Origin of the sequence: Shewanella basaltis (genome assembly GCF_023283885.1) — a bacterium.
Classification (GTDB): Bacteria; Pseudomonadota; Gammaproteobacteria; order Enterobacterales; family Shewanellaceae; genus Shewanella; species Shewanella basaltis.
This window is the reverse complement of record NZ_JAKILA010000013.1, coordinates 69,314-96,232: the sequence shown is the minus strand read 5'-3', so window position 1 is coordinate 96,232 and position 26,919 is coordinate 69,314. Positions and strand designations below refer to the sequence as shown.

The following is a 26,919-nucleotide window of genomic DNA, read 5'->3' as shown; positions in this document are numbered from 1 at the left end:
AATTAAGCATGCTGGAGCATAAACACAATAAAGACTGTAACCAAAATTCAAAAGGACACTAACACTCGACCTAAATCAAGCTGTTAAGTGTTCACAAAAGGGGAAAGATGAATGTTGCTATTTAAACCGAGCCTACTTACGTTAGCACTAGCCACCGCCGGTGCGAGTATCAGCGCCTACGCTGCTGATGATGTCAACACAACTGAGACTGCCGAAGAAAATATCGAAGTGATCCAGGTCACTGGTATTCGCCGCAGTTTGCAAGAAGCACAAGCCGTTAAAATGACTAGCTCTTCTGTCGTTGAAGCGATTTCAGCTGAAGACATTGGTAAGCTACCTGATGTATCAATTGCTGAATCACTTGCACGTTTACCTGGTATTGCCGCACAACGTCTAGATGGTCGTGCTAACGTCGTATCTATCCGTGGTTTAGGCCCAGATTTCTCGTTAGCAACGTTAAACGGGCGTGAGCAAGCGTCAATTAACGATAACCGTGGCGTTGAATTTGATCAGTACCCATCTGAATTGCTCAACTCAGTGGTAGTTTACAAAACCCCTGATGCGTCGTTAATGACCCAAGCTATTGCTGGTACGGTTGATATGCAAACCATCAGCCCGCTAAAACACGGCGAACAAACCTTTGTTGTTAACTTACGTGGTGAAACCAACTCACTTGGTGCCCTAAACGCTGGCAGTACTGATAAAGGCTACCGAGGCAGCATTTCTTATATCGATCAATTTGCAGACGACACTATCGGTATCGCGTTGGGTTATTCTCGCATGCAATCACCTAACCAAGAAGAGCGCTGGCAAGCATGGGGTTACCCAGAAGATGCTAACGGCGATGCTATTTTAGGCGGTGCTAAGCCCTATGTACGTTCATCTGAACTTGAGCGTGATGGGGTAATGGCGGTTATAGAATTTCAACCAAATGAACAATTCCGCTCTGTAGTCGATGTGTTTTACACCAAGTTCTATGATGAACAAATTTTACGTGGTATCGAAATCCCTGGTCAATGGGGTGGCGGTTGGGCTAACAGCGGTAGCACCTCAACGACTGTTGAGAACGGTTTAGTCACTGAAGGGTCTTTCCAAGATGCAATGGTATTAGTGCGCAACGACATTAATACTCGTGATGCAGACTCTATCTCAGTCGGTTGGAACAACAACTATATCATCGATGATAACTGGGAAATCGAAGCTGACTTGGCTATGTCAAAGGTTGAACGTACTGACATTGGTATCGAAACCTATGCCGGTACTGGCCGTGGTAATGGTGTTGGTGCAGTAGAGCCTAACCTAGGATTTAACTTCACTGGCGATGGCCGTTATTTATTCGACCCATCATTAGATTACGCAGATCCTGAGTTAATCAAACTAGGCGGCGCATTCAGCTGGGGGCCGTCAATTGATGGCAACATGCAAGATGGTTTTATTAACAAGCCTAAAATTGAAGATGAATTAGCCACATTGCGTTTAAGCACCACTTACAATTTCGATGAAGGCTTTATGCGTAGCGTCGAATTTGGTGTTAACTACACAAACCGCGAAAAGAACAAAGTCGATAATGGCGAATATTTAACCCTTAAAGGTTATGAAATCGGCAGCGGTGATAACTATATGTTAGCTGTGCCAAATGAATACTTACAAAACCCGACATCGCTTGCCTTCTTCGGCATGGGTAATATGCTTTCTTACAATGCGTTAGCATTATATAACGCAGGCATTTATAACTCATTAGATGCAGCTACCGTTCAACCTGAACGTTCAACTAACACTTGGCAAGTTGAAGAGAAAGTATCTACTTTCTACGTAAAAGCGGATTTTGAAACTGAAATTGGCGATATGCCTTTAACCGGTAACTTTGGTGTTCAGGCGGTTCAAACAAACCAATCATCTAATGCTAAAGCCGTTGAAAACGTCAATGGAACTCTAGAAGTCGTTGATAGCTATGGTGAAGATGATTACCTAGAATGGTTACCAAGCATGAACATTGCACTTGGTTTAACTGACAGCCAGCGTATCGTATTAGCCGCTGCCCGTACCATGAGCCGTGCTCGAATGGACAAAATGAATGCTTCTGCAAGCTTCAATTACGATCCAAATGGTGCCGGCGGGATTTACTACTCTGGTAGTTCAGGTAACCCGACTCTTCGTCCTTGGATGGCCAATCAAGTTGACTTAAGCTACGAAAACTACTTTAGCGATCAAGGTTATTTCGCTATTGCAGCATACTACAAAAAGTTAGAAAACCCTGTTTATACTGAAACCATCTTCCTTGATTTTGAAGACGTTATTCCAGGTGTTGAGCCAGGAAAAGGTCAAGGTTCATTCGAAGCACCAGTGAACGGTGATGGTGGCCATATTGCCGGTATCGAAGCGTCATTCTCTGTGGACTTTGGTTATTTTGCAGATGCGTTAGAAGGTTTTGGTACAATCCTAAACGGTTCTTACAATGACTCTGAAGTAAGAGAAACTGCAGACCGCGACCCAATCGCTTTAGCAGGTCTTTCTGATAAAACCTTTAATGCCACCATTTACTATGAAAACTCAGGTTTTGAAGCCCGTGTTAGCTCTCGCTACCGTAGCGATTTCTTAGGTGAAGTTACTGCAATCAGCTTAAGCCGCGTAAATGTAAACGTTCAAGGTGAAACCGTGGTCGATGCGCAAATTGGTTATGACTTTACCGAAAGTGGTATTGATGCACTATATGGTTTATCAGTGGTATTCCAGGTTAATAACTTAACTGATGAGCCATTTATCACTTACACTGGTGATGATGCTCGCCATGTTCGTGACTACCAAAACTATGGTCGTAACTTCATGCTTGGTGCTAACTACAAGTTCTAATACTGTAGGACTTGTTCCTAACACTTAGCTGTTGTTTAGAATAAGCCTCTGTATTGCAGAGGCTTTTTTTTAAGGATGATTATGGCGACTAACGTAAATCACATTGTTGTTCTAGGTGGTGGAACAGCAGGTTGGATGACGGCAGCATTACTCAGTAAACTGTATAAAGACTGTTTATCTGTTAGCCTAATTGAGTCTGACGATATCGGCACTATTGGCGTAGGAGAAGCCACCATCCCTCCCCTTAAAATTTTCAACGATGTGCTTGGTATCGATGAAAAAGCATTTATACAGCAAACTAAAGCCACTATTAAGCTGGGTATTGAGTTTGAACATTGGGGCAAGGTTGGCGATAAATACATGCATGCCTTTGGCGAATTCGGTAAAGATATTGGTTATACGGCCTTTCATCATTACTGGTTAGCCGACAAACCTGAAGCTAAATCGTTATGGGACTACTCCTTTAACTATCAAGCGGCTATTGAAGGTAAATTTTCCCCTACACCGCGAATTCACAACAATCAGCTTGCTGGCATTACGCATGCTTATCACTTTGATGCCGGGCTTTATGCCAAATTGCTGCGCAAATACAGTATCGACAAAGGGGTAAAGCGCATTGAAGGTAAAGTGATTCAGGTCACTCAAGATGAGCGCGAGTTTATCACCTCTCTTACCCTTGATAATGGCAACACAGTTAAAGGCGATTTGTTTATTGACTGTTCAGGCTTACATGGCATGTTACTGGATAACGTATTTAAGGTCGGCTTTGACAGTTATCAGCATTGGCTACCTTGTGATAGCGCTTGGGCTGTGCCTTGTGAAAAAGTCGAGCCGATAGTGCCTTATACTCGCTCAATTGCCCACAAAAATGGTTGGCAATGGCGTATTCCACTGCAACACCATACTGGTAATGGCTTGGTGTTTGCCAGTCATAAAATGTCTGATGATGAGGCAAAGCAATTACTGCTTGATAACTTAGATGCGCCTGCTATTGGTGAACCTAGGCTCATTCGTTTCACCCCAGGCCGACGTCAGCAGCAATGGGTTAAAAACTGCCTTGCCATTGGGCTTTCCTCTGGCTTTTTAGAGCCGTTAGAGTCCACCAGCATTCATTTGGTGCAAACTGCCATTATCCGTTTAACTAAATTAATGCCACATGCACAAATCAACCAACCACTTATTGATGAATATAACCGTCAATCTAAAGTGGAATTTGAGCAAATTCGTGATGTTATTATTTTGCACTATCACCTCAATACTCGCTCAGAACTCGATGATATTTGGCATGATTGCCGAGCAATGGACATTCCAGAGTCACTTAAACACAAAATAGCCCTTTTTAAAGCTACAGGTAATTTATTTAGGCATCAGGAAGATCTCTTTACTAATGAGGCATGGCTACAGATCATGTTAGGACAAGGCATCATGCCAGAAGATTATAACCCCCTCGCCAATATGATCACCAAAGCACAGCGACTTGAATTTTTAGCCAATCTTAATGCCATTTATCGGCAGCAGCTTACGTTGCTGACATCTCACGAACAGTTTTTAACATCTTGTGGATGATCCAGCAAGAAATTAGGAGTTAACATGAAATCACTTATTAAACTCAGCGCCATTGCCGCAAGTATTAGTTTAAGTTTTGCCGTACAGCACGCTAATGCCAATGATTTTACCAAACAACATCTTTCTGTTGAGCCTGAGTTTTGGTGGGCAGATATGCACAATAGCCAATTGCAGTTGCTTATTTATGGTGAAGGTATTGCTAAGCAACAAATTAAGCTTAAACAAGGCAAAAAGGTTAAACTGTTAGCCGTCGATACCACAGACAGCCCCAATCATGTGTTTGTCACACTGGAGTTAAAAGACGCACCAGCGCAAACATTATCATTTGATATTGTTGATAAAAATAACGTTATTGGCCAATTTGATTATTCGTTACTAACACGTGAAGCCAATTCAGCCAAGCGTATTGGTTTTAACAACAAAGATGTGATTTATCTCATCACACCTGATCGTTTTGTCAACGGTAATCCAGATAACGATAATCACCCAAGCATGCTTGAAAAAGCCGATCGCAGCTTTGATGGTGGCCGTCATGGTGGTGATATTATGGGGATCCGCAAAGCACTGCCCTACCTGCATGATTTAGGCGTCACGCAGCTGTGGATTAATCCGTTACTTGAAAATAACCAAGAAAAGTATTCATACCATGGCTATTCAACAACTGACTTTTATCGCATAGACCCACGTTTTGGTACCAACGAAGAGTACTTAGCTCTTGTGCAAGAAGCGCGCAGTTTTGGTATTGGGGTCATTAAAGATGTGATAGTCAATCACATGGGCTCAGGACACCGTTGGATGGCAAACTTTCCAAGCAACAGTTGGATAAATGGTCAACAAGCTTGGCAACAAAACCCCAAGGACATTTTATACACCAGTCACCGCCGTACAACAGTACAAGACCCTTATGCTGTAGCCAGTGACAGGGCTGATTTTGACAAAGGCTGGTTCACCGACACCATGCCCGACATGAACCAAATCGATCCTAAAATGGCGACGTATCTCATTCAAAACAGCATTTGGTGGGTTGAATATGCAGGTTTAAGTGGCATTCGCGAAGACACCTACTCTTATGCTGATAAAGCATTTTTAACCCGTTGGTCTAAAGCCATTATGGACGAGTATCCCAACTTTAATATTGTTGGCGAAGAGTGGACAGGCAACCCTATTACAGTGAGTTACTGGCAGGCTGGTAAACAAAATAACGATGGTTATACCTCATACACACCTAGCATGATGGATTTTCCGCTTTATGACACGTTAATTGCCAGTTTGACCGAACCCGAGGGCTGGGACACGGGCTTAATCAACTTGTACCAACGTTTAGCCGACGATGTAGTGTACGCTAAACCAACAGATTTGGTGTTATTTGAAGGCAATCACGACACCAACCGCCTGTATAGCTTAATGAAAAACGATATTGGTTTATTCAACATCGCCATGGCCTACGTGCTCACAAGTAACCGTATTCCACAAATTTTTTATGGCACAGAAGTGCTTATGCAAAGCCCAAGTGAAGGCCGAAACGATGGCGCGGTGCGCGGTGATTTTCCAGGGGGTTGGCCGCAAGATAAGGTTAACGCGTTCACCGAAGAAGGGTTAAGCGTCACTCAAAAAGAAGCGTTATCATTTGTGCGCACCCTCCTTAATTACCGTAAAAACTCATTGGCTATCCAGCAAGGTAACTTACGTCATTTTGTACCTAAAGATGGCATTTACGTGCAAAGCCGCCAACATGGTGATGAAACCTTATTGATTATTTATAACAAAAATGATCAAAGTGTCGCGCTCGACTTACACCGTTTTAGCAGCGTATTTAATGGCTATACGTACGGAACCGATATCATTAATAAACAATCTTATCAATTAGATGCACCACTTAAACTGGAGCAAAAAGGCGTAACAATATTGTCGCTAAAACGATAAGTTTACCCATTGCTAGGCTGATCCACTGTTGATGAGCCTAGCCGCGATAAACACACACGCTTATGCACCACCGCAAGTGGATACCAAGATAAAAGAGTCCCTATGTTATTACCTTTAGTGTCAATTAACGTTAACCTGCGCCCAATCACCTACATAGCCGTGATAGGGTTAAGCTTAAGCATTAGCGGCTGTAAGCCAACTAATACCGACATTCAAAAAACTGAAAATGTGAGAGAATCGACATCATCAATGGCACACGTTAAGTCATCTCCCACAACAGGTAAACCCGTTGTATACCAAGTATTCACCCGTTTGTATGGCAACACCAACACCACAAATAAACCCTGGGGAACCATTGCAGACAATGGCGTGGGTAAATTTAGCGACTTTACCGATACCGCCTTACAAGACATAAAATCCTTAGGCACCACTCATATCTGGTATACCGGAGTGCCCCACCATGCGGTCATTAACGATTACACCAGTATTGGTATTAGCAATGATGACCCTGATGTGGTTAAAGGCCGTGCAGGCTCACCTTATGCGGTAAAAGATTATTACAACGTCAACCCAGATTTAGCGAGCAATCCGACTAATCGCTTGGCAGAATTTGAAGCCTTAATTGCTCGAACTCACGCCAATGGTATGCAGGTGATAATTGACATTGTGCCCAACCATATCGCCCGTAACTATCACTCGCTATCTGCCCCACAAGGCGAACCAGACTTTGGTGCCAATGACGATACCTCACAGGTTTATAGTAAACATAACAACTTTTATTATGTTATCGGTGAAGACTTTACCGTACCAGATGCCCCCAATGACTACGCACCACTAGGCGGCGAATTTCACCCTCTGAGCGACGGCAAATTTGCTGAATCACCAGCAAAGTGGACAGGTAATGGCTCGCGTTTAGCCAAACCCGATGCCAACGACTGGTACGAAACCGTGAAAATTAATTATGGTCTAAAGCCCGATGGCAGCCATGACTTCCCGACACTGCCACTTGAATATGCTCACAAAACCGCCGCGGAGCATCTGGCTTTTTGGCAAGCACAAGCGGTCGATGACATCCCCGACTCCTGGCGTAAGTTTGAACGGATAGCACAATACTGGTTAACTAAAGGTGTTGATGGGTTTCGTTACGACATGGCCGAAATGGTACCCGTTGAGTTTTGGAGCTACCTTAACAGCCATATTAAACACACTAATCCCAATGCCTTTATTTTAGCCGAAGTATATAACCCTGATTTATATCGTGATTATATCCATTTAGGTAAAATGGATTACCTGTACGACAAGGTGGATTTATACGACAGCTTAAAAGCCATTATTCAAGGAAAAGCCAGCACAGCGGTTATCGCTACAGTGCAAGCAAAAGTGAGCGACATTGAACAACATATGCTGCACTTTTTAGAAAACCACGACGAGCAACGTATTAACACCGCCGATTTTGCCGGTAATGCATTCAATGCCCTGCCCGCCATGGTGGTGTCGACCACATTAAGCCGCTCACCCACGCTGCTGTATTTTGGCCAGGATGTGGGCGAACAAGGCGCGCAAATGGCTGGGTTTGGCCAACCGACTCGCACCAGTATCTTTGACTATGTTGGCGTGCCTGCACATCAACGCTGGATGAATAACGGCAAGTTTGATGGCGGACAGTCCACCCAAGATGAAAAGGCATTACGGGCTTATTATCAAACCTTATTAACCCTGAGCCACACTGCACCAGCACTCACTGGCGAATACATTGAATTAGACACCCTGCAGCGCCAGCTTAATACACCAGGTTACGATGATGAGGTTTTTGCGTTTAGTCGCTTTAATACAGAGCAGCAATTGATTATTGTCAGTAACTTTAGCCAACATCACAGTAAAGCACTTAACCTTACCTTGCCGGACACATTAGTCAGCCAGTGGAATGTCACGGAAAACAGGGCGTTGAAAGACTTACTCAACCCCAAAGAGCCATTAAAGCAGCTTGTACTGCATAAGGACAATCACGCTACAATCAGTGTGCAACTTGCGCCACTTCAGTCGGCCGTTTTGGCGTTGACGCGTTAACAATACCCTCAAGTATGTGAGCAATCAATGTGGCTCAGACTGCGCAGTTTGAGCCACATGGTTATCGTCACGGCATTCCTGTACATAAGTATAGGTCTGGCAGTAAAAACACATTACTTTTGCGTATTGAAAATAAATGGTTAACCCACCATCATCTAGCGCTAAATATCTACACATCAATACTTCACATATTGCAGATATTTAGCGCTTATTAACACCTTAATGAATGGAGTGGTTAAATGGATTTAATACAAAAGTGGCGATTATCTATCGTGGCTACGGCACTTACTGTTGCGTTAACTGGTTGTGGGTCTTCCGATGATGACGATGAGGCTGTCAGCAACATTGCCCCGTTAATATCTTCTAGTGCGGTGGTCACTGCCATCGAAGACACTCAATACCGTTATCAACTGACGGTGACCGATCCTGATGATGCTAATGATGGTGCAAATTTATCCTTTGCACTAACCAATGCACCCACTGGCATGTCGATTAGCAATACGGGTCTCATTTCATGGACGCCACTTGAAGGAGTATTAACCTCTGGAATTATCACTGTCACGGTAAGCGATGGTGGTGAAGACGGCGCTCAGCCTGCTGTCCAGAATTTTGAAATCGCAGTCACGCCAGTAAACGATGCGCCTACTGTGTCTTCTGTCGCGGCACAAAGTGTCGATTCTGGTGCAACATTTACCTACCAATTAGTGGTCTCTGATGTTGATGATAGTGATATCGAAAATGACATTAGCTTTGAACTCATTAACGGACCAAGTGACTTAACGATTAGCCCATCTGGCTTAATCACTTATACCTCTTCTGTTGCTGAAACAACCTCTACCGATATTTCAATACAAATTGCTGACGGCGGTGAAGATGGCGTAGCCCCCATTCAAGTTAACTTTAATTTGAATGAAAAGTTTTTCTATACCATTTCCGGCTCTACAATTAACTATTTTAATGGTGAAATGATTCCAGAAAGTATCGTTAGTTTGTCTAACGGTGACCTAGTCGTAAACACAACAACCTCCAATGCAGAAGGTTTGTTTTCAACAAAAATTCAAGATACTCAATTAAGCGACAGATTAACGCTTGTGGCTGACGCGACAAATTATTCTGAAGCTGCACGGAGTATTTCAAGAAATGAGTTAACACAGGTACACACGTTACAACTACAACCTGTACATGCATCTATTAGTTTTGATGCAACTCAAGCCTCAGAGCTCGCTGTTGATGGTAATGTTCTTGTAAACTTGCCTCAAAATAGCTTGGTCGATCTCAACGGTAATCTTGTCTCTAGCGCCGTTGTAGCTGAGCTAACGATTATTAACCCCGCGATTGATATCGAAATGATGCCTGGGGATATGCTCACAACAAACAGTGCGAATGAAATCGTCCCGATAGAATCTTTTGGCGCTATTACCGTCAGTTTTGTTGATGATGCAGGTAATAAGCTGCAGTTAGCAACAGATAAAGTTGCACAAATTAACATCCCCGTGGCAGGTACCAACCCACCAGCAACAATACCGCTTTATTATTTCGACACCACGACAGGTTTATGGGTTGAAGAAGGCGAAGCGCAATTAGTGTCCATCAATGGTGAAGCATTCTATCAAGGTAGCGTGAGTCATTTTACCACCTGGAATGCTGATATGATTTACGACACGATTATCGTCAATGGCTGTGTGGAAGACGAAGAAGGTAATCGATTGAGTGGTGCTCGCGTTATTTCAGATGGGCGTAACTATTTAGGCCGTTCGGTAACATTCTCACTCGACAATGGCACATTTAGCCTACCAGTAAAAAGTAATTCAACCGTATTATTAGGCGCAACAATTGGTTTTCAAAGCCGAACATCAATTATTAATACTGAGGCTGAAGACATTACCTTAACTCAATGTTTAGTGCTATCTGAAGCATTAACCAAAATCACATTGAACTGGGGGGAAGCACCTCGAGATTTAGACTCACATTTGTTTATTGTCGATGCTGAAGGTAATCAGAACCATGTGTTTTATGCCAACTCAGGAGTCACGATTAATGACACGATTATCTATTTAGATGTTGATGATGTAACCAGTTACGGCCCTGAAGTCATTTCTATTCCTCAATTCCCGGTCGAAGGGCGTTATGACTATTATGTCCATAATTATTCAGGTTCACCTGATATTGACCCATCAACAACTCGTGTCGAAATCATCTTTAATAACCAGCAGCGTATTTTTAGCCCGCCAACTAACGGCATCACCGAATGGTGGCATGTTGCTAAAATAGAAAAAGACGCAGAAGGTCAATTACTGTTCACCGCCATTAACGAATGGAGCGACGAGCCGCAAACAACGATTGTGACACCGCAAACAGTACAAAGGCCACAATCTGTGGTTCCAATCACACAACTGGAGTCTATCGTTAAAGGTCTGATCAGCAGTAAATATTACAATAATCATATTCAATAACGGTAAAGAGGGATTAAGTTACTCTTAATCCCTCTTTAAACTGCCTCGTGTTAACACAGCATCGCCTCACCCTTCATCAACTGCTACTGCAGTATTAATTTCATCACTAGAGCAAGTTGTTCTTTGCCGATTGTTTTGCAGCCATTTGTTGGTTCATATACAAGTGCGCGGCAGTGACCTTGATGTGTCGTTATGCTACATAAAAGTCGATAACACCGTAAAAATGGCCAACAAACGCTGAATAATTCGAGTTACAGCCACAGATAAAACTGGGATAATGCCGCTGTAATCCCACTACCACTAATTATCTGGTGATTGAGCGAGCGTTTTACGCCTTCTAGGCAAGAAATAAGATTGTAGAAAGGTTGCTCAGCAACATTCTATTTAACACCATAGAAGACAAATAGCGCTGTCTCGCATAAGACGCTCAGACTGGCCACATAATTAATGGAAGTGGTATCATTTTATTTAATCGCGTGACCCTGCAAGGTTATCGCCTTTCCTACCATTGTTCATTTTTAGGATGTTTTTCATGCGCGCGTTTGTCGTTCGAGCCAGAGCAGCTCCAGTTGATAGCCAACAATTTTTAGCGGGTATTGGTCAATCGGCTCACACAGAAATTTTAGCCCACACGTTAATGAACACCCTCTTTGTGGCGCAATCTCATCGTGATGATGTGGTCGTGTATTTAGTGCTAGAAAGCACCAGCGATTTTTCCCGCACAATTTGCTTTCGCTCAAGCGAACTAGGCCATATTGGTGGTTTTCATGAGCAAAACCTCACCAATAAAATTGCCAAGGCATTAACTGTCTCTAAAGGCATGGATAAAGAACAGTTACGAGACGTCGAGGCTGGTATCACTGTACGTACTGTTAGCTTTGAAAAGTTAGTGCAAGAATTAGCCGAAGAGTATCAGCTGTATATGCTCGAGAAAAAAGGCACTCCGGTTCGCGATATTGAATTTGCAGCAAATCCGTGTTTTTTATTAACCGACCATATCCCCATGCCTAAAAAGAGCTTTAATAGCTTAAAGCGACTTGGCACCCAACACATTAATTTAGGCCCTAAAATGCTGTTTGCATCCCAATGCGTGGTGCTGATCCATAACGAATTAGACATGAGACTATAGTTATCAGCTGGACCTCGGCTTGCCTTTACTGCATCAAGTACATCATACATGCCGCTCTTGATGCTATAAGGGCAAACGTTAACTGCGTCTTTTTAAGTGCTACAGCACTCGCCCGCTGAATACGTATGCAGATCTTTGCGGTAAAATCTAAAAGCGTCATATATTACTTGTTGATAACAATATAATAATAAATAACAAGGATACCGTATGACACCCTCATACCTACAGCCAACGGCTTTATGCCCAGATGTTGACACTCAAGCTCTATTTAACAAATCAATCATAGGGTTAACCTGCACTTTAGCCGTTTGTGGCTTGGCATTTTCGAGCATGGTGAATGCCAAAACCGTGCAAGTAACCTCGCCAGACACCCACATCAGCATCAGTTTAACAGACGACAATGGCCGCCCTGAGTACCAAGTACAATTTAATGGCAACACCGTCATTAACCCCAGTAAACTTGGCCTGGTATTTCAGCAGTTAGGTGAATTTGGCAGCGAGTTTACCATTAAGCATGTAACCCAAAATAGTGTTGACCAAACCTGGCAACAACCCTGGGGTGAACGTGAGAATGTTCGCGATCATTATAACCAAATTGTGGCCACGTTTAGCAACGGTAAAGCTGATTTTGACATTGAGTTTAAAGCCTTTAACGACGGCATCGGCTTTCGTTATCTGGTCCCCAAGCAAGCCGGTTTAAACAGCACACCCAAGCTGAATATTACCGATGAGCTTACCGAATTTGCTATCCCCAACCCGCAACTCACCACAGCATGGTGGATCCCTGGCCGAGGCTGGAACCGCTACGAGTATTTATATCGCACCACCACACTCGATAAAATCGACCGTGCCCACACCCCTATGACATTTAAAACCGCTGATGGCATACACCTAAGCATCCATGAAGCCGCCCTCACCGACTATGCCGCCATGGTATTAAATCAAGGCCGTGACGGCACACTGCGCGCAGATTTAACCCCATGGTCAGACGGTATACGGGTTAAAACTCAACCTGGGTTTTCTACGCCGTGGCGCACCATTCAAATAGCCAAAGATGCACCAGGGTTACTGAACTCAGACTTGATCCTTAACCTTAACGAACCTAATAAATTAGGCAATGTATCTTGGGTGCAACCGGGTAAATATGTCGGGATCTGGTGGGGTATGCACCTCAACGAAAACACCTGGGGTAGCGGCCCCAAACATGGCGCAACCACCAACGAAACCAAACGCTACATGGACTTTGCCGCGCAATATGGTTTTGATGGGGTGTTAGTTGAAGGCTGGAACGAAGGCTGGGACGGCAGTTGGTTTGATAATGGCGATGTATTTAGCTTTACTAAAGCCTACCCAGACTTTGATATGGACGCGATTAGCCAATACGGAAAAAACAAAGGAGTGCGTTTAATTGGCCACCATGAAACATCTGGCTCAGTGACTAACTATCGCAATCAAATGGGCGACGCATACGACTTATACAAAAAGCATGGTGTGACTCAGGTTAAAACCGGTTATGTGGCCGATGGTGGCGACATCAAACGCATTGATGAAACTGGCATAGTGAGACACGAATGGCACGACGGCCAGTTTATGGTAAACGAGTATTTACACAGTGTGACCGAAGCGGCCAAGCGAGGCATTAGCATAAACACCCATGAGCCAATTAAAGATACGGGACTACGCCGCACTTACCCTAACTGGATTGCCCGCGAAGGTGCCAGAGGCCAGGAGTATAACGCCTGGGGTAGCCCACCTAATAACCCCGAACACACAGCCATATTACCCTATACCCGAATGCTAGCAGGGCCAATGGATTTTACCCCGGGGGTTTTCAATTTAGCCCCACAAGGTTTAAACGCTGAAAACCGCGTACAAACCACGCTAACAAAACAATTGGCACTGTACGTTGTGCTATACAGCCCTATTCAAATGGCGGCCGATTTACCGCGTAACTATGTACAACGTCTTGATGCATTTCAATTTATTCAAGACGTACCAACAGACTGGAGCGAGAGTATCGCCCTTGCCGGCGACATTGGTGATTATGTCGTTTTTGCTCGTAAGCAGCGCGGTGAGCAAGATTGGTATTTAGGTGCGTTAACTGACGAAAATGCGCGTAAATTCAGCATTAAACTCGATTTTTTAACCGCTGGAAAACGTTATGAAGCACAAATATACCGTGATGGTAAAAACGCAGATTGGTTAACAAATCCGTATGATTACGTTATCGAAACCAAAATGGTGAGCGCTAACGATACTCTGCCACTGTCACTTGCGCCCAGTGGCGGTACAGCTATTCGCTTTAAAGCACAGTAGCATGTTACAAAAGTGTGTGTGTTTGGTTGCTCAAATGGCATGAATACGTATGTAGCACGTTGAACCAACAACAGGCACAAGGCTACTATAAAACCTGCTATTTCGTTCTCAGATTGCAGGATGAGATGGACTAGGTCGTTTCTGGTAAGCCACGTGTAGAGGCAACCAGCTTTAAGTACCACTGTTGCTTTTATCGATAGCGTATTAGGACAATAATCTATCGATAACGCTTAGGTCTTGGCGAATACCTGTCTTAGGGAGATGCGTATTCGCCATTTTTTTATCGACACCCTTGTCTCAAGAGTGGATCTGGCAAACTTAAGAGCCACATAGCACCATTAACAGTCATAATAATAAGTCAGCATAACGACTGATAAAAAGGATACAACATGTCAGCGGATAAACATCATAAAGTGACCCAACAGCCACAACTGAGCTTTTGGCAAATCTTTAATATGTGCTTTGGTTTTTTGGGGATTCAATTTGGTTTTGCTCTGCAAAATGCCAACGTCAGTCGTATTTTTCAAACCTTAGGTGCTGCCATCGACGACATTCCGATTTTATGGATTGCCGCGCCGCTTACCGGGCTCATAGTGCAGCCTATTATTGGTTACATGAGCGACAACACTTGGAACGCCCTTGGGCGTCGTCGTCCTTATTTTTTAATTGGTGCCGTGCTAACCACGTTATCACTATTTATTATGCCTCACTCGCCTACCCTGTGGATTGCGGCAGGCATGTTGTGGATTATGGACGCATCGATCAACATCGCCATGGAGCCATTTCGTGCCTTTGTTGGCGACAATCTACCTAAAAGCCAACGTACCCAAGGGTACGCAATGCAAAGTTTTTTTATTGGCATAGGTGCAGTTGTCGCCTCGGCCATGCCCTATATGTTGACTAACGTGTTTGATGTAGCCAATACCGCTGCAGCAGGCGATATTGCCGACTCTGTGCGCTACTCATTCTACTTTGGCGGCGCAGTGTTATTTGTCGCCGTGGGCTGGACGATTATCTCCAGCAAAGAATATTCACCAGAAGAGCTAGCCTCGTTTGAACAGCACGCAAAACATAGCCAATCGATAGAAAATACCAATAATCGTACCCATAAACAGTATCAAACTGGCGGCATTATCTGGATGGTGATTGGCGCCATATTCACCGCAGCCATTATTACGCAAGATCTTGATAAACAGCTTTATATCCTTAGCATTGGTATTTTTGCGTTTGGTCCACTGCAATTGTTTTGTGCGCATAAACTGACTCAAACAAGCCTCTGTGAAAACAAACGTGAAAACAATGGCATGTTGTTTAATGTGGTCGATGATTTGTTTCATATGCCCAAAGCCATGCAGCAATTAGCTGTGGTGCAATTTTTTGCTTGGTTTGCCCTCTTTGCCATGTGGATTTACACCACAGCAGCGGTGACCTCACACCATTACGCCACCAGCGACGTACTCAGCCAGGCGTATAACGATGGTGCCGACTGGGTGGGAATGCTATTTGCCTCCTACAACGGATTTGCCGCCATTGCTGCCATCATCATTCCGTTTTTAGCCAAAGTGGTCGGTATTAAACTCACTCACACCATTAATATGTTTTTAGGTGGGCTGGGGTTAATCAGCTTTATGTTTATTGAAGACCCGAACCAATTATGGATCCCTATGATTGGGGTTGGCTTTGCCTGGGCCTCTATTTTGTCAGTCCCTTACGCCATGTTGTCTTCAGCGTTACCGGCTAAAAAAATGGGCGTGTACTTGGGGATTTTTAACTTTTTCATTGTGATCCCCCAGTTACTGGCAGCCAGTATTTTGGGCTTGTTATTAACCGTGTTTTTTGATGGTCAACCCATCTATGCCTTGGTATTAGGTGGAGTCTTTATGATGGTGTCGGGCATTGCCGTGCTATTTGTCAAACAAGATAACTAAATCATTTACTTAAAAGAAAAATATCAGCGTTCTGTCATCATCACAGACAATATTTTGGGGACATATATGTTAACACTACACTCACCGCGCAGCGCCATTTCAACCGCCGTTTCGGCAAGCCTATTAGGGCTCATATTAACTGGTTGCTCACCTAGCGACACCGCAACCAAGGTTGAAACGGCTGCGAGTGCTTCGCCCATTCAGACCGTTGCGCCAGGGGCTCCGGGAGCTGAGCCGACGTGGGCTTTTTCGGGTAAAACAGGCATAGGCACCTCTTACGAGCCGTACATCAATGGGCAATATCAGGACCAAGCGACGAACCCTGTCAGTAAAGTATGGTTTTCTGTCGCCCAGGGCATACTCACCGAAACCATGTTTGGCCTGATTCATAATGCACAATTAAAAGAGCTGCAATTTGTTATTAGTGGTAATGGCTTTGTTGACACAGAAAAAGATAACACGATTAGCACCATTGAATACCTCGACACCGACGCACAAGGGCGGCCATTGTCGCTGGCATATAAGCTGATCAATAAAGACATTGAAGGCAAATACCAAATCGAAAAGCACATTTTTACCGATCCTGATAGAAATAGCTTAATGATGAGAGTCACTTTTACTGCCTTTGAAGCTGGGATCACGCCGCATTTGTACGTTAATCCGCATATTGATAATAGCGGCGCCAATGACATCGCCTCGGTTGAGGGCCAAGCACTTGTGGCACACACCAGTGACGCCAATTCAACCGTAATGACCATTAAAACCGACGTTGATTTTGTGCACGCAAGTGCAGGCTTTGTTGGTACATCAGACGGCATTATCGACTTACAAGATAATGGCCAGTTGGACTCGTACTATCACACCACCAGCGATACCAATCAAGGTGGCAATGTTGCATTAACTGCGCAATACCCAACGTTAACCAAAGCCAATGACAGCTTAACAATGAACTTGGCCATTGGATTTGCTAAAGACAAAGCCAGCAGCCTCGCCACAGCTCAGGCTACATTAGATGCTGGTTACGATGCCGTAAAACAGGCCTATTTAGGTGATGACAAGCATATCGGCTGGAAAGATTACCTTAGCTCTTTAGCGCCATTAACTAACATGAGCGCCAATACCACAGATAACGGCAAACTGCTGTATGCCAGTGCATTAGTGCTCAAAGCACAAGAAGATAAAACCCATGCAGGCGCCTTAATCGCATCACTGTCTAACCCATGGGGTGATACCGTTTCAGCCAACGTCGGCAGTACGGGCTACAAAGCAGTATGGCCACGGGATTTTTACCAATGTGCTATGGCATTTTTAGCCATGGGCGACACTCAAACCCCTAAAGTGGCGTTTGAGTATTTAAAGAAAGTTCAGGTTAACCAACAAACCCCAGGTTTTGCAGGCACACCGGGATGGTTTTTACAAAAAACCCACGTAGATGGCCAAATCGAATGGGTTGGCGTGCAGCTTGACCAAACCGCAATGCCCATTATGCTCGGCTGGAAGTTATGGCAAGCTGGAGTATTAACCGATACCGAAATCACTCAGTGGTATCAAGACATGCTAAAACCTGCGGCCGACTTTTTAGTCAGTGGCGGTAACGTCAAACTTGACTGGAATGAGACAAACATTAGCCCGCCAAGCACCCAACAAGAACGCTGGGAAGAACAGGCAGGCTTTTCACCTTCGACTACCGCTGCCATTATTGCCGGTTTAGTGGCCGCAAGTGACATGGCTACACTGGCAAAAGATGCACATGCCAGCGCATACCTTGAGTTAGCTCAAAAACTGCAAAGCCAGCTTGAAGCAACTATGGTCACCACCAGCGGCTTACTCAGTGCAACTGAGTCAGCACATACTGAGGGTAACGCAGCGCCTTATTATGTGCGCATTAGTCCTAATGGTAATCCCAACACTGCGGACAAACTTTTAGACAACAATGGTAAGCCTGGCTTAGATCAACGACTGATTTTAGACGGCGGTTTTTTAGAATTAGTACGCTATGGCGTGGTTGATGCACAAGACCCTGTCATTAAAAACAGCGTGATGCTCATTGATAATCAACAGCTTGAAGATAACTTACGGGTTAAATACGAGTTTACCGCTAAAGATGGCACTAAAGTGCCAGGTTATCGCCGTTACGGTAATGACGGCTACGGTGAAGACATTGTCACAGGCCTAAGCTATGCAGAAAAAGGCAATACCGAAGATCAACGCGGCCGTGTATGGCCCTTCTTTACCGGCGAGCGCGGCCATTACGAATTAGCACTTGCAAAATCAGCCGGGAATTTAACCCCCGAGAGTAAAAAAGCATTAATTAACACCTACGTGCAAGGCATGGAAACGTTTGCTAATCAGGGGTTAATGTTGCCAGAACAAGCATGGGACGGCGTCGGTAACCCAACACGCTATAATTACAAAATGGGTGACGGCACTAACTCGGCCACACCACTGGCGTGGACTCATGCTGAATACGTTAAGTTGGTCCGTTCAATGACCGATGAGCAAGTATGGGACTTTTATCCTGTAGTCTCGCAAAAATTGACCAAATAACCGATTTGACTTAGGTGTCGCTGCCTATAATATGCTGAGATTTTCATTAAACGCCGTTGCTTATTGCAGCGGCTTTTTTGTCTAAAATATGAATAACCTCTTGTTAAATCAATAGCATCTTGTTACAACTACATCAGATTAAAAATAGTTAACGTTAAGGACTAACGAATGGATTGGTATTTAAAAGTATTAAAACAATATTTCGACTTTACAGGTCGCGCGCGTCGTAAAGAATATTGGATGTTTGCATTAATAAGCGCAATTATCAGTGTGGTGCTGACATTAGTAGACATGGGCACTGGGATGTACAATGACATCTACGGTACTGGTTTATTGAGCACGGTTTACTCGTTAGCCGTATTAATTCCAAGTATTGCCGTGAGTGTGCGCCGCTTACATGACACAGACCATTCAGGTTGGTGGCTATTTTTATTACTTATCCCGCTGCTTGGCGCGCTGATTATTTTAGTTGTAATGTGCTTTAACAGTAAAGATGACAACGAATACGGCCCAAACCCAAAAGCGCAACCAACTTTGACTGATAACGACAATTTAACCGCTTAAGTTATTTGTATCGTTAAAAAAGGAGCAAGGTCAATGACCCTGCTCCTTTTTTTCATCGCTCATTTACATCTTTAATGTACATAACCTAAGCTCGGGATAAGGGATGAACTTATACTATTTAAAATCAACATGTTACCCTTTCTCACCTTCAAGCTTGTCATTTGTTCTGCTAACAAGGCGAATTGACGCGTCAATAGCTAGCCTATTGTAAGTCGATTCAACGCAGTGAGCAGGGCAAAGGACTGTTTGAAAGGCATTTATTATCCCGAGCTCAGGTTACATATCAAACTAAATCATGTTTTACCAATGAAGCGCTTTAACGCTACAGCGTTAGCCTTTTGATGGTATTAATTTCATCACAGCATTCATGAGCAACACCGCTAATCCACCAGCCACCACGCCAAACAATGCGTTGAGTACGCTTGGCGTTAATAGCCCTAACACCCCACCTACCACATTAATTTGTTCAACCACCACGGCCGCATGTTCTATCCATTCAAATACCACATGAATACCATGAGTTAAAATGCCGCCACCCACCATAAACATGGCAATGGTGCCAACAACGGTGAGTATTTTCATTAAATAGGGCGCTGCAGATACCAGCATTAAACCAATTTTGTGCCCTAAGCCTTGCGCTTTACGCCTCGCAAGGTATAAGCCTAAATCATCAATTTTAACAATACCCGCAACTAGGCCATACACCCCAACAGTCATGATCAGAGCGATCACAGACAAGGTTAAAAATTGCCCCATTAAATCCATGTGAGCCGCAACACCAAGGCTAATGGCAATAATTTCAGCAGACAGCACAAAATCGGTACGAATAGCACCTTTGATTTTATCTTTTTCAAATGCTGCCAAATCATCAATGTCCGCTTTGGCTTTAGCAACAATGGTTTCATCGTCAATAGGCGCGGACGTTTTATGTGTCATCGAATGATACACTTTTTCAAAGCCTTCGTAGCACAAAAACAAACCGCCAAACATTAACAAAGGCGTGATCGCCCAAGGAATAAAAGCACTGATTAATAAAGCAAGCGGCACTAAAATAAGTTTATTTCGAAACGATCCTTTAGCAACCGCCCATACAACAGGCAGTTCACGCTCTGATGCCACACCAGACACTTGCTGGGCATTCAATGCTAAATCATCACCTAAAACACCTGCCGTTTTACGTGCAGCAACTTTACTCATTGCCGCAACGTCATCCAGAATCGTCGCGATATCGTCTAACAAGGTTAATAAACTGGCGCCAGCCATAATTGCTTGTATCCTTAATTAAAAATAATTCTCTATTGGTTAGGGCCTGTTTATCTTTGCAGGTAAAATGTTGTTCAAGTTAAAACGTTTTAGCCGAACCTGTAAGGCAGCGTTTGTTGGCCATTTTTACTGCGTTATTGACTTTTTGTTCAACATAATACACATCAACGTCTGTGCCACGCAGTTGCATATATGAAAAATGACCAACCATTCACAGCAAAAACAACCTTACAAGCGAAACAAGAGCGAGTATTTATACTGATTACCGCTCATCAATATTGGCACCACATGAGCCACGTATCACCAAACTTGTTTGTATAAGACGTTGGCTAACTTCTTCACCGCGGATCAACTTTAATACGCTTTCAACTAAAATTTCACCCGCATATTTAGTATCTTGTTTAACCGTAGTTAATGCAGGATTAGCAAAGCTAGCCACCGGAATATCATCATAACCAACAACGGCAACCTGCTCAGGCACTAATACTCCACGTTTTTTTAATGCCCTTATTGCCCCTATTGCAATAAGATCACTGGCAGTAAAAACAGCGTCAAATGTAATCCCCGCATCAAGTAATGCCATCGCGGCGTCATATCCCGATGCTTCGGTATTAATGGCGTGATGTTGTAGTTGTTTATTCGCGGTAATTCCCGCAGAGGTTAAGGCGTCAACATGACCTAAATAACGATCGCGAAACTCAGGGCTGTGACCAGAAGCGTCCCCTAAAAATGCAATATGGCGATGTCCAAGCTTCAATAAATGTTCGGTGGCAATCAATCCACCTTGGTGATTATCACAACCAATTGATAACACGGCTTTGTTGTTGTGCTCGGCACCCCAAATAACAAAATGGGTATTTTTTTCGATTAAGGTTTCCAGCTTATGGGCGTAATCCATGTAATCACCATAGCCGAGCAAAATGATACCGTCCGCCTTGTTACTGTCTTCATAATCTGCGTGCCAATCTGTCGATAACTGCTGAAATGATACAAGTAAATCATAACCTTGCCGGGCTGTCGCACGAGTAATAGACCCCAGCATAGACAAAAAGAAGGGGTTGATCATTGAATCGTCATTGGTGGGATCTTCACAGATTAATAACGCCAATGTTAGGCTATTTTGGGTGCGTAAATTACTGGCGTTTTTGTCGACTTTATAATTGAGCTCTTTGGCAATAGCTTGAATACGTTGGCGAGTTTCTAAATTCACCAACGGACTATTGCGTAGCGCACGAGATACGGTAGATTGCGACACGCCTGCACGGTATGCGATATCAATAGAGGTCGCTTTAGATGTCATTTTTCTGCATCGCCTTTATTATTTAGTGAGGTTTTACCGCTACAAACCAAGCTCACTGAGTAAATCGTCGGCATCATCAGCCACAATCCCTTTAACACTTGGATCGTTTATCATATCTTTAGTTTGCACCTTTGGCTTGTGTGCGGCTTTACCATGGGCCTCGATAAGTGAATCTGCATCAAATTCTTCATCCATTTCAAAATCTGCAGAGCGAATAAACTCAGTTTTATCCATTGCAAATTCAAGATAAAAAATATGATTATTTTCGGTTCTAAATGATACCCGTCTTGCCACGGCATTATCTAGGTTAGTATCTACCGATATTGTTAATTCTTTATTAATTGTTAACATTTTTGGCTGGCTTTGGCTGATCGATGTTTGTAACTCTTTGGATATTTTTCCAATAAAATCACCCAAAATTTGGTTCATCAACTCACCCATCACGTTACTGACATCGTCTGATGTATGCGAAAAAGCCAATTCAGATTCTGGCATGCCCATGTTGATCATATAGCGTCGATAAATTTCAATCGCTGCATCGGCTGAAAAGTTGATCACAACCAGGCCGGAAAAGCCACCATCAAAGATTGAAAAACAGCCTAAATCAGGTTTTAAGCGAGTCCGTGAAATACTTTGTACCATACCCGCATGGCTAACCTGGCTGGCACTCGTGCTTGATAAGACATGAGAGACCGAATGGCACAGCTTTAACAGAATGTCGTCGTTATTAACAGTGTGTGAAGAATGCATCGTTTTTATACCTTGTTATTGTTTAGACTAATCTTGCGGGTAAAACGTAAAAAAATCAAAATTAAAACAGTTGATTAGCTTGTTTAATAATCAAACACACCACAAATCTAATTAACCGCATGAAATACCTATATTTTATATTCTAGTTTGCAGATTACACAAAAATGCAAATTGTTGCTATTTGCTCACAAAATTCACCTATAACAGTTAAGTTTTCTATAAAAATGTTTATAATTCGAACACTCAATATGGATGTGAATTTTAGGGCAATAAATGATTGATTTACTGAGACGTTTAACCATTTTAAAGCGGCTGTTTATTATGCTGTTATTGGCGGCTATTGGCACGGTCGTTTTTGGCAGTTTTTCTGTAAAAGAACAATACAATCATTTAGTCGAACAAAAACAAAAAATGCTCAATGCTCAGGTCTCGTTATTAAGCCATACCCTTACGGCATTACAACGCAAGCAGCCATTATCTGACACCGATTTATTGTCGATAATCAATGAAATCAGTTTACCCGACCATGTTGGCTTACTTGTTGTTAATGAACAGCCGCAAGTGCTTATCAATAGTTTAACCCCATCGGCAATAGGATTATCGGCCGATGGGGTTACTCGCGATAATAATAAAATCAGCTTTAAGCAATTATTGGTCGATGCAAAACAAACGGTGGCTCAAGCCAGGTTTACAACAAACGAAGCCAACCGCGATTCAGCCACTATCTTAGCCGCGGGTGTTTATTTCCCAAGTCATCAGTGGACCTTGATCACTCAAGCCAGTTTAGCCGATGTCAATCACAGTATGACGGGTATTATTATTGATTACTTAATCATTATGATGGTGATTTCGGTACCTATTTTTGCCTTTTTTTTATTGCTCAATCATTCAATTACTCAACCATTAAAAGCGGCAATTCATGCCATGAACCAAATAGCTAAAGGTGAAGGCGATCTTACTCAGCGATTATCAACCCAAGGCAACGATGAAGTGGCTCAAATGGCCCATGGGTTTAATCAATTTGTGATTAAAATTGCCAACATGGTGGCCCATTTACAGCCTCTTGGACAAAACTTACACAACGAAGCAATCGATTTACTTGGCACCGTGAAGCAATCAAATCAAAGTGCTAATCAAGTCAATAATGAAACCCAAAGCGTTGCGACGGCCATTAATCAAATGCTGTCAACAAGCCAGGAAATGGCCCGTAATACTCAAGACGCAGCCCAAGGTGCAAATAATGTCAAACATCAAGCCGAGCAAAATCAGCAGTTAATGCAACAAACCGTAGAGCACACAGAGAGCTTAGTTGGCGAATTAAAACAGTCAGAAAAAGTGTCTTTAAGCTTAAGCCAGTCCTCTGCTGAAATCGGCAGTATCTTGGATGTGATTGGCAGCATTGCTGATCAAACCAACCTATTGGCACTTAATGCGGCCATTGAAGCTGCTCGAGCGGGCGAACATGGACGTGGTTTTGCTGTTGTCGCAGACGAAGTGAGAGCACTAGCCAATCGAACCCAATCATCAACAAATGAAATCAATAAAATCATCAGTCAAATTCAACAAGGGATCCAATCGGTCATCGATAGCAATGCTCATACACAGCAACAATCAGCACAACTGCAACGCAAAGCCATTCAATCTAGCGAGGCAATCGCCGAAATTCTAATGCTCATTGATAACATCAGTAATATGACCGCACAATTAGCCAGTGCGACCGAAGAGCAAGCGCTGGTAACAGAAGACATTAATCGAAACGTCACAACCATTACAGAACTGACAGAGTTATCACTTCGCGTCAATGAAATTCATGAACACGCAGCGCAGTCATTACAAACTGTCAGTCAAGACATGAGCACAACCTTAGGGCAATTCAAAATCTGAGACCATTACGCATCAATAAGTGATAACTCAGTAAGAAGTTAAAAGGGCTTAAACGAGGCGAATGACTGAATGAATAGCGTTCTGTTTCTAAGTCATGCAACGCTGTGTAAGCCCTTTTAACACTCGCCACTTATTAATACGCAATGGTATATCTTCATTTATACCTGATAAACATGTATTACACTGTGGTATGCGTGTTTGTTCAGAGCATGACTTTTAGCCATGTACACTTTAAGGTATATTAAGTGCTTCTGATTGAATACCGTCGTATTTCATATTTGCTTTAAGCACTGCGCCCGTCATGGTTAATGGCGTAAATACCTGAAATATTACATTAAATGAGTATTTAGTTGTCATTCATTATTGAGTATTTTCTCTATGTATCAAAAAACGGTAACCATTAGCGCACCTCATGGTATTCACACTCGCCCAGCAGCATTGTTAGTTAAAGAAGCCAAAACATTTACATGCGACGTAATGGTAGAGTGCAATGGTAAACAAGCAAGTGCGAAAAGTTTATTTAAATTACAGACATTAGGGTTATATCAAGGCGTGTCGGTTACCGTATTTGCTACAGGAGAGCAAGCACAAGCGGCTGTCGATAAAATTGCCACCTTGCTGAACACCCTCACATAACAGGAACGTTTATGTCATTCAATGGAGTTGTAGTTTCTGCAGGCATTGCATTTGGCAAGGCATTAATCATGACCTCGCAAACGCCGCCATTGGATTTTAAACTGCTCAGTGCAGAACAAATCAAGCAACAGCAGCAACAATTAACCCATGGCATTGAACTGCTTATTCATCATTTACAACATTGCCAGCGTCATTTGTGTCAAGAATGTGATAATTTTCAGCTAATCGACGCCGATATCATGCTGCTCGAAGATGACGGTCTTCAACAACAATTACATCAACATATTGAGCAATTTAAAGTGAGTGCGGCGGTGGCGATTGATAGAATTTTCAATCAACAAGCCGCTGAATTAGCCTCGTTAGACGATCCTTATCTTGCCAATCGCAGTGGCGACATATTGTGTTTATCAAAACGTTTAATCAGTGCCCTGCATGGGCATTTACAATCTGACTTGTCGACCCTAACCGACGACACCATTTTATTAGCTGACGACTTAACGCCTGCAGAATTTGCCATTTTACCGCTTAAACACATCAAAGGCATTGTATTAGAGTCCGGTGGACTCACCAGCCACACCGCCATTTTAGCTCGAGCTGCTGGTATCCCTGCACTACTCAACTATCCATTTTCTAAACGTCTGGTGCCAATTAGTGACGGCGAGCAATTAGTACTCGACGGAATGACAGGCGAACTGCACATTGCTCCTTGTGAAGAATTGTTTGCCAAGCTTAAACAAAAACACATACAAGAGTTGCAACGACGCCAAGCGTTGACCGCCTACAAAGATAAACCAAGCATCACCATAGATGGCCACCATGTCACGTTACTAGCCAACGTCGGTAATTTAAGTGAGATTTCACATGCAACTGATGTGGGGGCTCAAGGTATTGGTTTATTTAGAACCGAATTTTTACTAATGAACGCCAAAGCATTACCCAATGAGCAGCAACAATACAAGCTGTATTGCGATGCGTTACACAGTTTACATGGACAAATATTATCCATCAGAACCTTTGATATCGGTGCCGATAAAGAAATTCCCTGCCTTGAGCAAACTCATGAAGACAACCCCGCGATGGGCATTCGTGGCATTCGCTATAGCTTGGCTCACCCAAATACCTTTATCACCCAAGTTAAGGCTATTCTTCGCGCGGCTAATCATGGTCCCATCAGATTGATGTTTCCCATGGTGAGCCAAATAGAAGAACTTGAAGGCGCCCTAGCATTAATTGAGCAAGCCAAAGCACAATTAATTGAGCAAGAAAAAGGCTTTGGCGAGTTGATGTTAGGCATTGTGGTAGAAACGCCAGCAGCAGTGTTGAACCTTCCTAGCATGTTGCCATTGCTTGATTTTGTCAGTATTGGTACAAATGATTTAACCCAATATACTTTAGCTGCTGACCGCACGAATCCAAATTTAGCCAAACAATATCCCGCGCTATCTCCTGCGGTGATTCAATTAATATTGATGACCATCACTTATTGTAAACAGGCTAATGTTAACGTTTCTTTGTGTGGTGAACTGGGTAGCGATCCACAAGTATTGGGATTATTAGTCGGTTTAGGTTTAGACGAGATCAGTATTAACCCGACCCATTTACTCGAGGTGAAAGCAGCCCTCGTCAATGGGCGTTATCAAGATTTTGTCAAACATGCACACACCATTACAACATTAACGCGGATTGAAGATATCTGTTTAGCCATTAGTGCGGTTAACGACAATTAAAGCTGGTAAATTTAGC

The 26,919-nt window shown here is 43.3% G+C and carries 17 protein-coding genes; 13 read left to right on the top strand and 4 right to left on the bottom strand.

Annotation, left to right across the window (positions count from 1 at the left end; translation table 11 throughout):
• Positions 1-111: 111 nt before the first annotated feature.
• From L2703_RS11025 to L2703_RS10980, 10 genes are all read left to right on the top strand, one after another.
• Complete coding sequence (locus L2703_RS11025) at positions 112-2,850, top strand: TonB-dependent receptor (protein WP_248971142.1); 2,739 nt, start codon at positions 112-114, stop codon at positions 2,848-2,850.
• Positions 2,851-2,931: 81 nt separating this feature from the next.
• Positions 2,932-4,416, top strand: a complete 1,485-nt coding sequence (locus tag L2703_RS11020) for a tryptophan halogenase family protein (protein WP_248971141.1) — start codon at positions 2,932-2,934, stop codon at positions 4,414-4,416.
• A 24-nt stretch (positions 4,417-4,440) separates the two neighbouring features.
• Entirely contained in the window at positions 4,441-6,339 is a 1,899-nt protein-coding gene (locus L2703_RS11015) for a glycoside hydrolase family 13 protein (RefSeq protein WP_248971140.1), read from the top strand.
• A gap of 102 nt (positions 6,340-6,441) precedes the next feature.
• Positions 6,442-8,406 carry an alpha-amylase family protein gene (locus L2703_RS11010; protein WP_248971139.1) on the top strand — a complete coding sequence of 655 codons (1,965 nt, stop codon included), beginning with the start codon at positions 6,442-6,444 and terminating at the stop codon, positions 8,404-8,406.
• A gap of 239 nt (positions 8,407-8,645) precedes the next feature.
• The gene (locus L2703_RS11005; protein WP_248971138.1) at positions 8,646-10,859 is read left to right on the top strand and encodes a YfaP family protein; all 2,214 of its coding nucleotides are present in this window, start codon (positions 8,646-8,648) and stop codon (positions 10,857-10,859) included.
• Between the two features lie 532 nt (positions 10,860-11,391).
• On the top strand, positions 11,392-11,988 hold the full coding sequence (gene trmY, locus L2703_RS11000) for a tRNA (pseudouridine(54)-N(1))-methyltransferase TrmY (RefSeq protein ID WP_248971137.1): 597 nt from the start codon (positions 11,392-11,394) through the stop codon (positions 11,986-11,988).
• A 207-nt stretch (positions 11,989-12,195) separates the two neighbouring features.
• Positions 12,196-14,304, top strand: coding sequence for a glycoside hydrolase family 97 protein (locus L2703_RS10995; RefSeq protein WP_428848655.1), 2,109 nt, complete (start codon positions 12,196-12,198; stop codon positions 14,302-14,304).
• A 389-nt stretch (positions 14,305-14,693) separates the two neighbouring features.
• Complete coding sequence (locus L2703_RS10990; RefSeq protein ID WP_248971136.1) at positions 14,694-16,232, top strand: MFS transporter; 1,539 nt, start codon at positions 14,694-14,696, stop codon at positions 16,230-16,232.
• Positions 16,233-16,298: 66 nt separating this feature from the next.
• Positions 16,299-18,779, top strand: a complete 2,481-nt coding sequence (locus tag L2703_RS10985; protein ID WP_248971135.1) for a glycoside hydrolase family 15 protein — start codon at positions 16,299-16,301, stop codon at positions 18,777-18,779.
• A 168-nt stretch (positions 18,780-18,947) separates the two neighbouring features.
• Positions 18,948-19,343 carry a DUF805 domain-containing protein gene (locus L2703_RS10980; protein WP_248971134.1) on the top strand — a complete coding sequence of 132 codons (396 nt, stop codon included), beginning with the start codon at positions 18,948-18,950 and terminating at the stop codon, positions 19,341-19,343.
• 330 nt (positions 19,344-19,673) lie between these two features.
• Here the strand turns inward: L2703_RS10980 and L2703_RS10975 are convergent, their stop codons facing one another.
• From L2703_RS10975 to L2703_RS10965, 3 genes are all read right to left on the bottom strand, one after another.
• Positions 19,674-20,606, bottom strand: a complete 933-nt coding sequence (locus L2703_RS10975) for a DUF808 domain-containing protein (RefSeq protein WP_248971133.1) — start codon at positions 20,604-20,606, stop codon at positions 19,674-19,676.
• A 262-nt stretch (positions 20,607-20,868) separates the two neighbouring features.
• Positions 20,869-21,906: a LacI family DNA-binding transcriptional regulator gene (locus tag L2703_RS10970; protein ID WP_248971132.1), complete on the bottom strand. Its 1,038-nt coding sequence runs from the start codon at positions 21,904-21,906 to the stop codon at positions 20,869-20,871.
• A gap of 39 nt (positions 21,907-21,945) precedes the next feature.
• Complete coding sequence (locus L2703_RS10965) at positions 21,946-22,656, bottom strand: DUF3334 family protein (protein WP_248971131.1); 711 nt, start codon at positions 22,654-22,656, stop codon at positions 21,946-21,948.
• A gap of 273 nt (positions 22,657-22,929) precedes the next feature.
• On the opposite strand from L2703_RS10965, the gene L2703_RS10960 reads away from it, so the two are divergent.
• The gene (locus tag L2703_RS10960; RefSeq protein WP_248971130.1) at positions 22,930-24,540 is read left to right on the top strand and encodes a methyl-accepting chemotaxis protein; all 1,611 of its coding nucleotides are present in this window, start codon (positions 22,930-22,932) and stop codon (positions 24,538-24,540) included.
• Positions 24,541-24,771: 231 nt separating this feature from the next.
• On the opposite strand, the gene L2703_RS19010 is transcribed toward L2703_RS10960, so the two are convergent.
• Positions 24,772-24,897, bottom strand: a complete 126-nt coding sequence (locus L2703_RS19010; protein WP_283107860.1) for a hypothetical protein — start codon at positions 24,895-24,897, stop codon at positions 24,772-24,774.
• 21 nt (positions 24,898-24,918) lie between these two features.
• Between L2703_RS19010 and L2703_RS10955 the strand changes: the two genes are divergently transcribed.
• Complete coding sequence (locus L2703_RS10955; protein ID WP_248971129.1) at positions 24,919-25,176, top strand: HPr family phosphocarrier protein; 258 nt, start codon at positions 24,919-24,921, stop codon at positions 25,174-25,176.
• Positions 25,177-25,187: 11 nt separating this feature from the next.
• Positions 25,188-26,903 carry a phosphoenolpyruvate--protein phosphotransferase gene (gene ptsP, locus L2703_RS10950; RefSeq protein ID WP_248971128.1) on the top strand — a complete coding sequence of 572 codons (1,716 nt, stop codon included), beginning with the start codon at positions 25,188-25,190 and terminating at the stop codon, positions 26,901-26,903.
• The last annotated feature ends 16 nt before the right edge of the window (positions 26,904-26,919 follow it).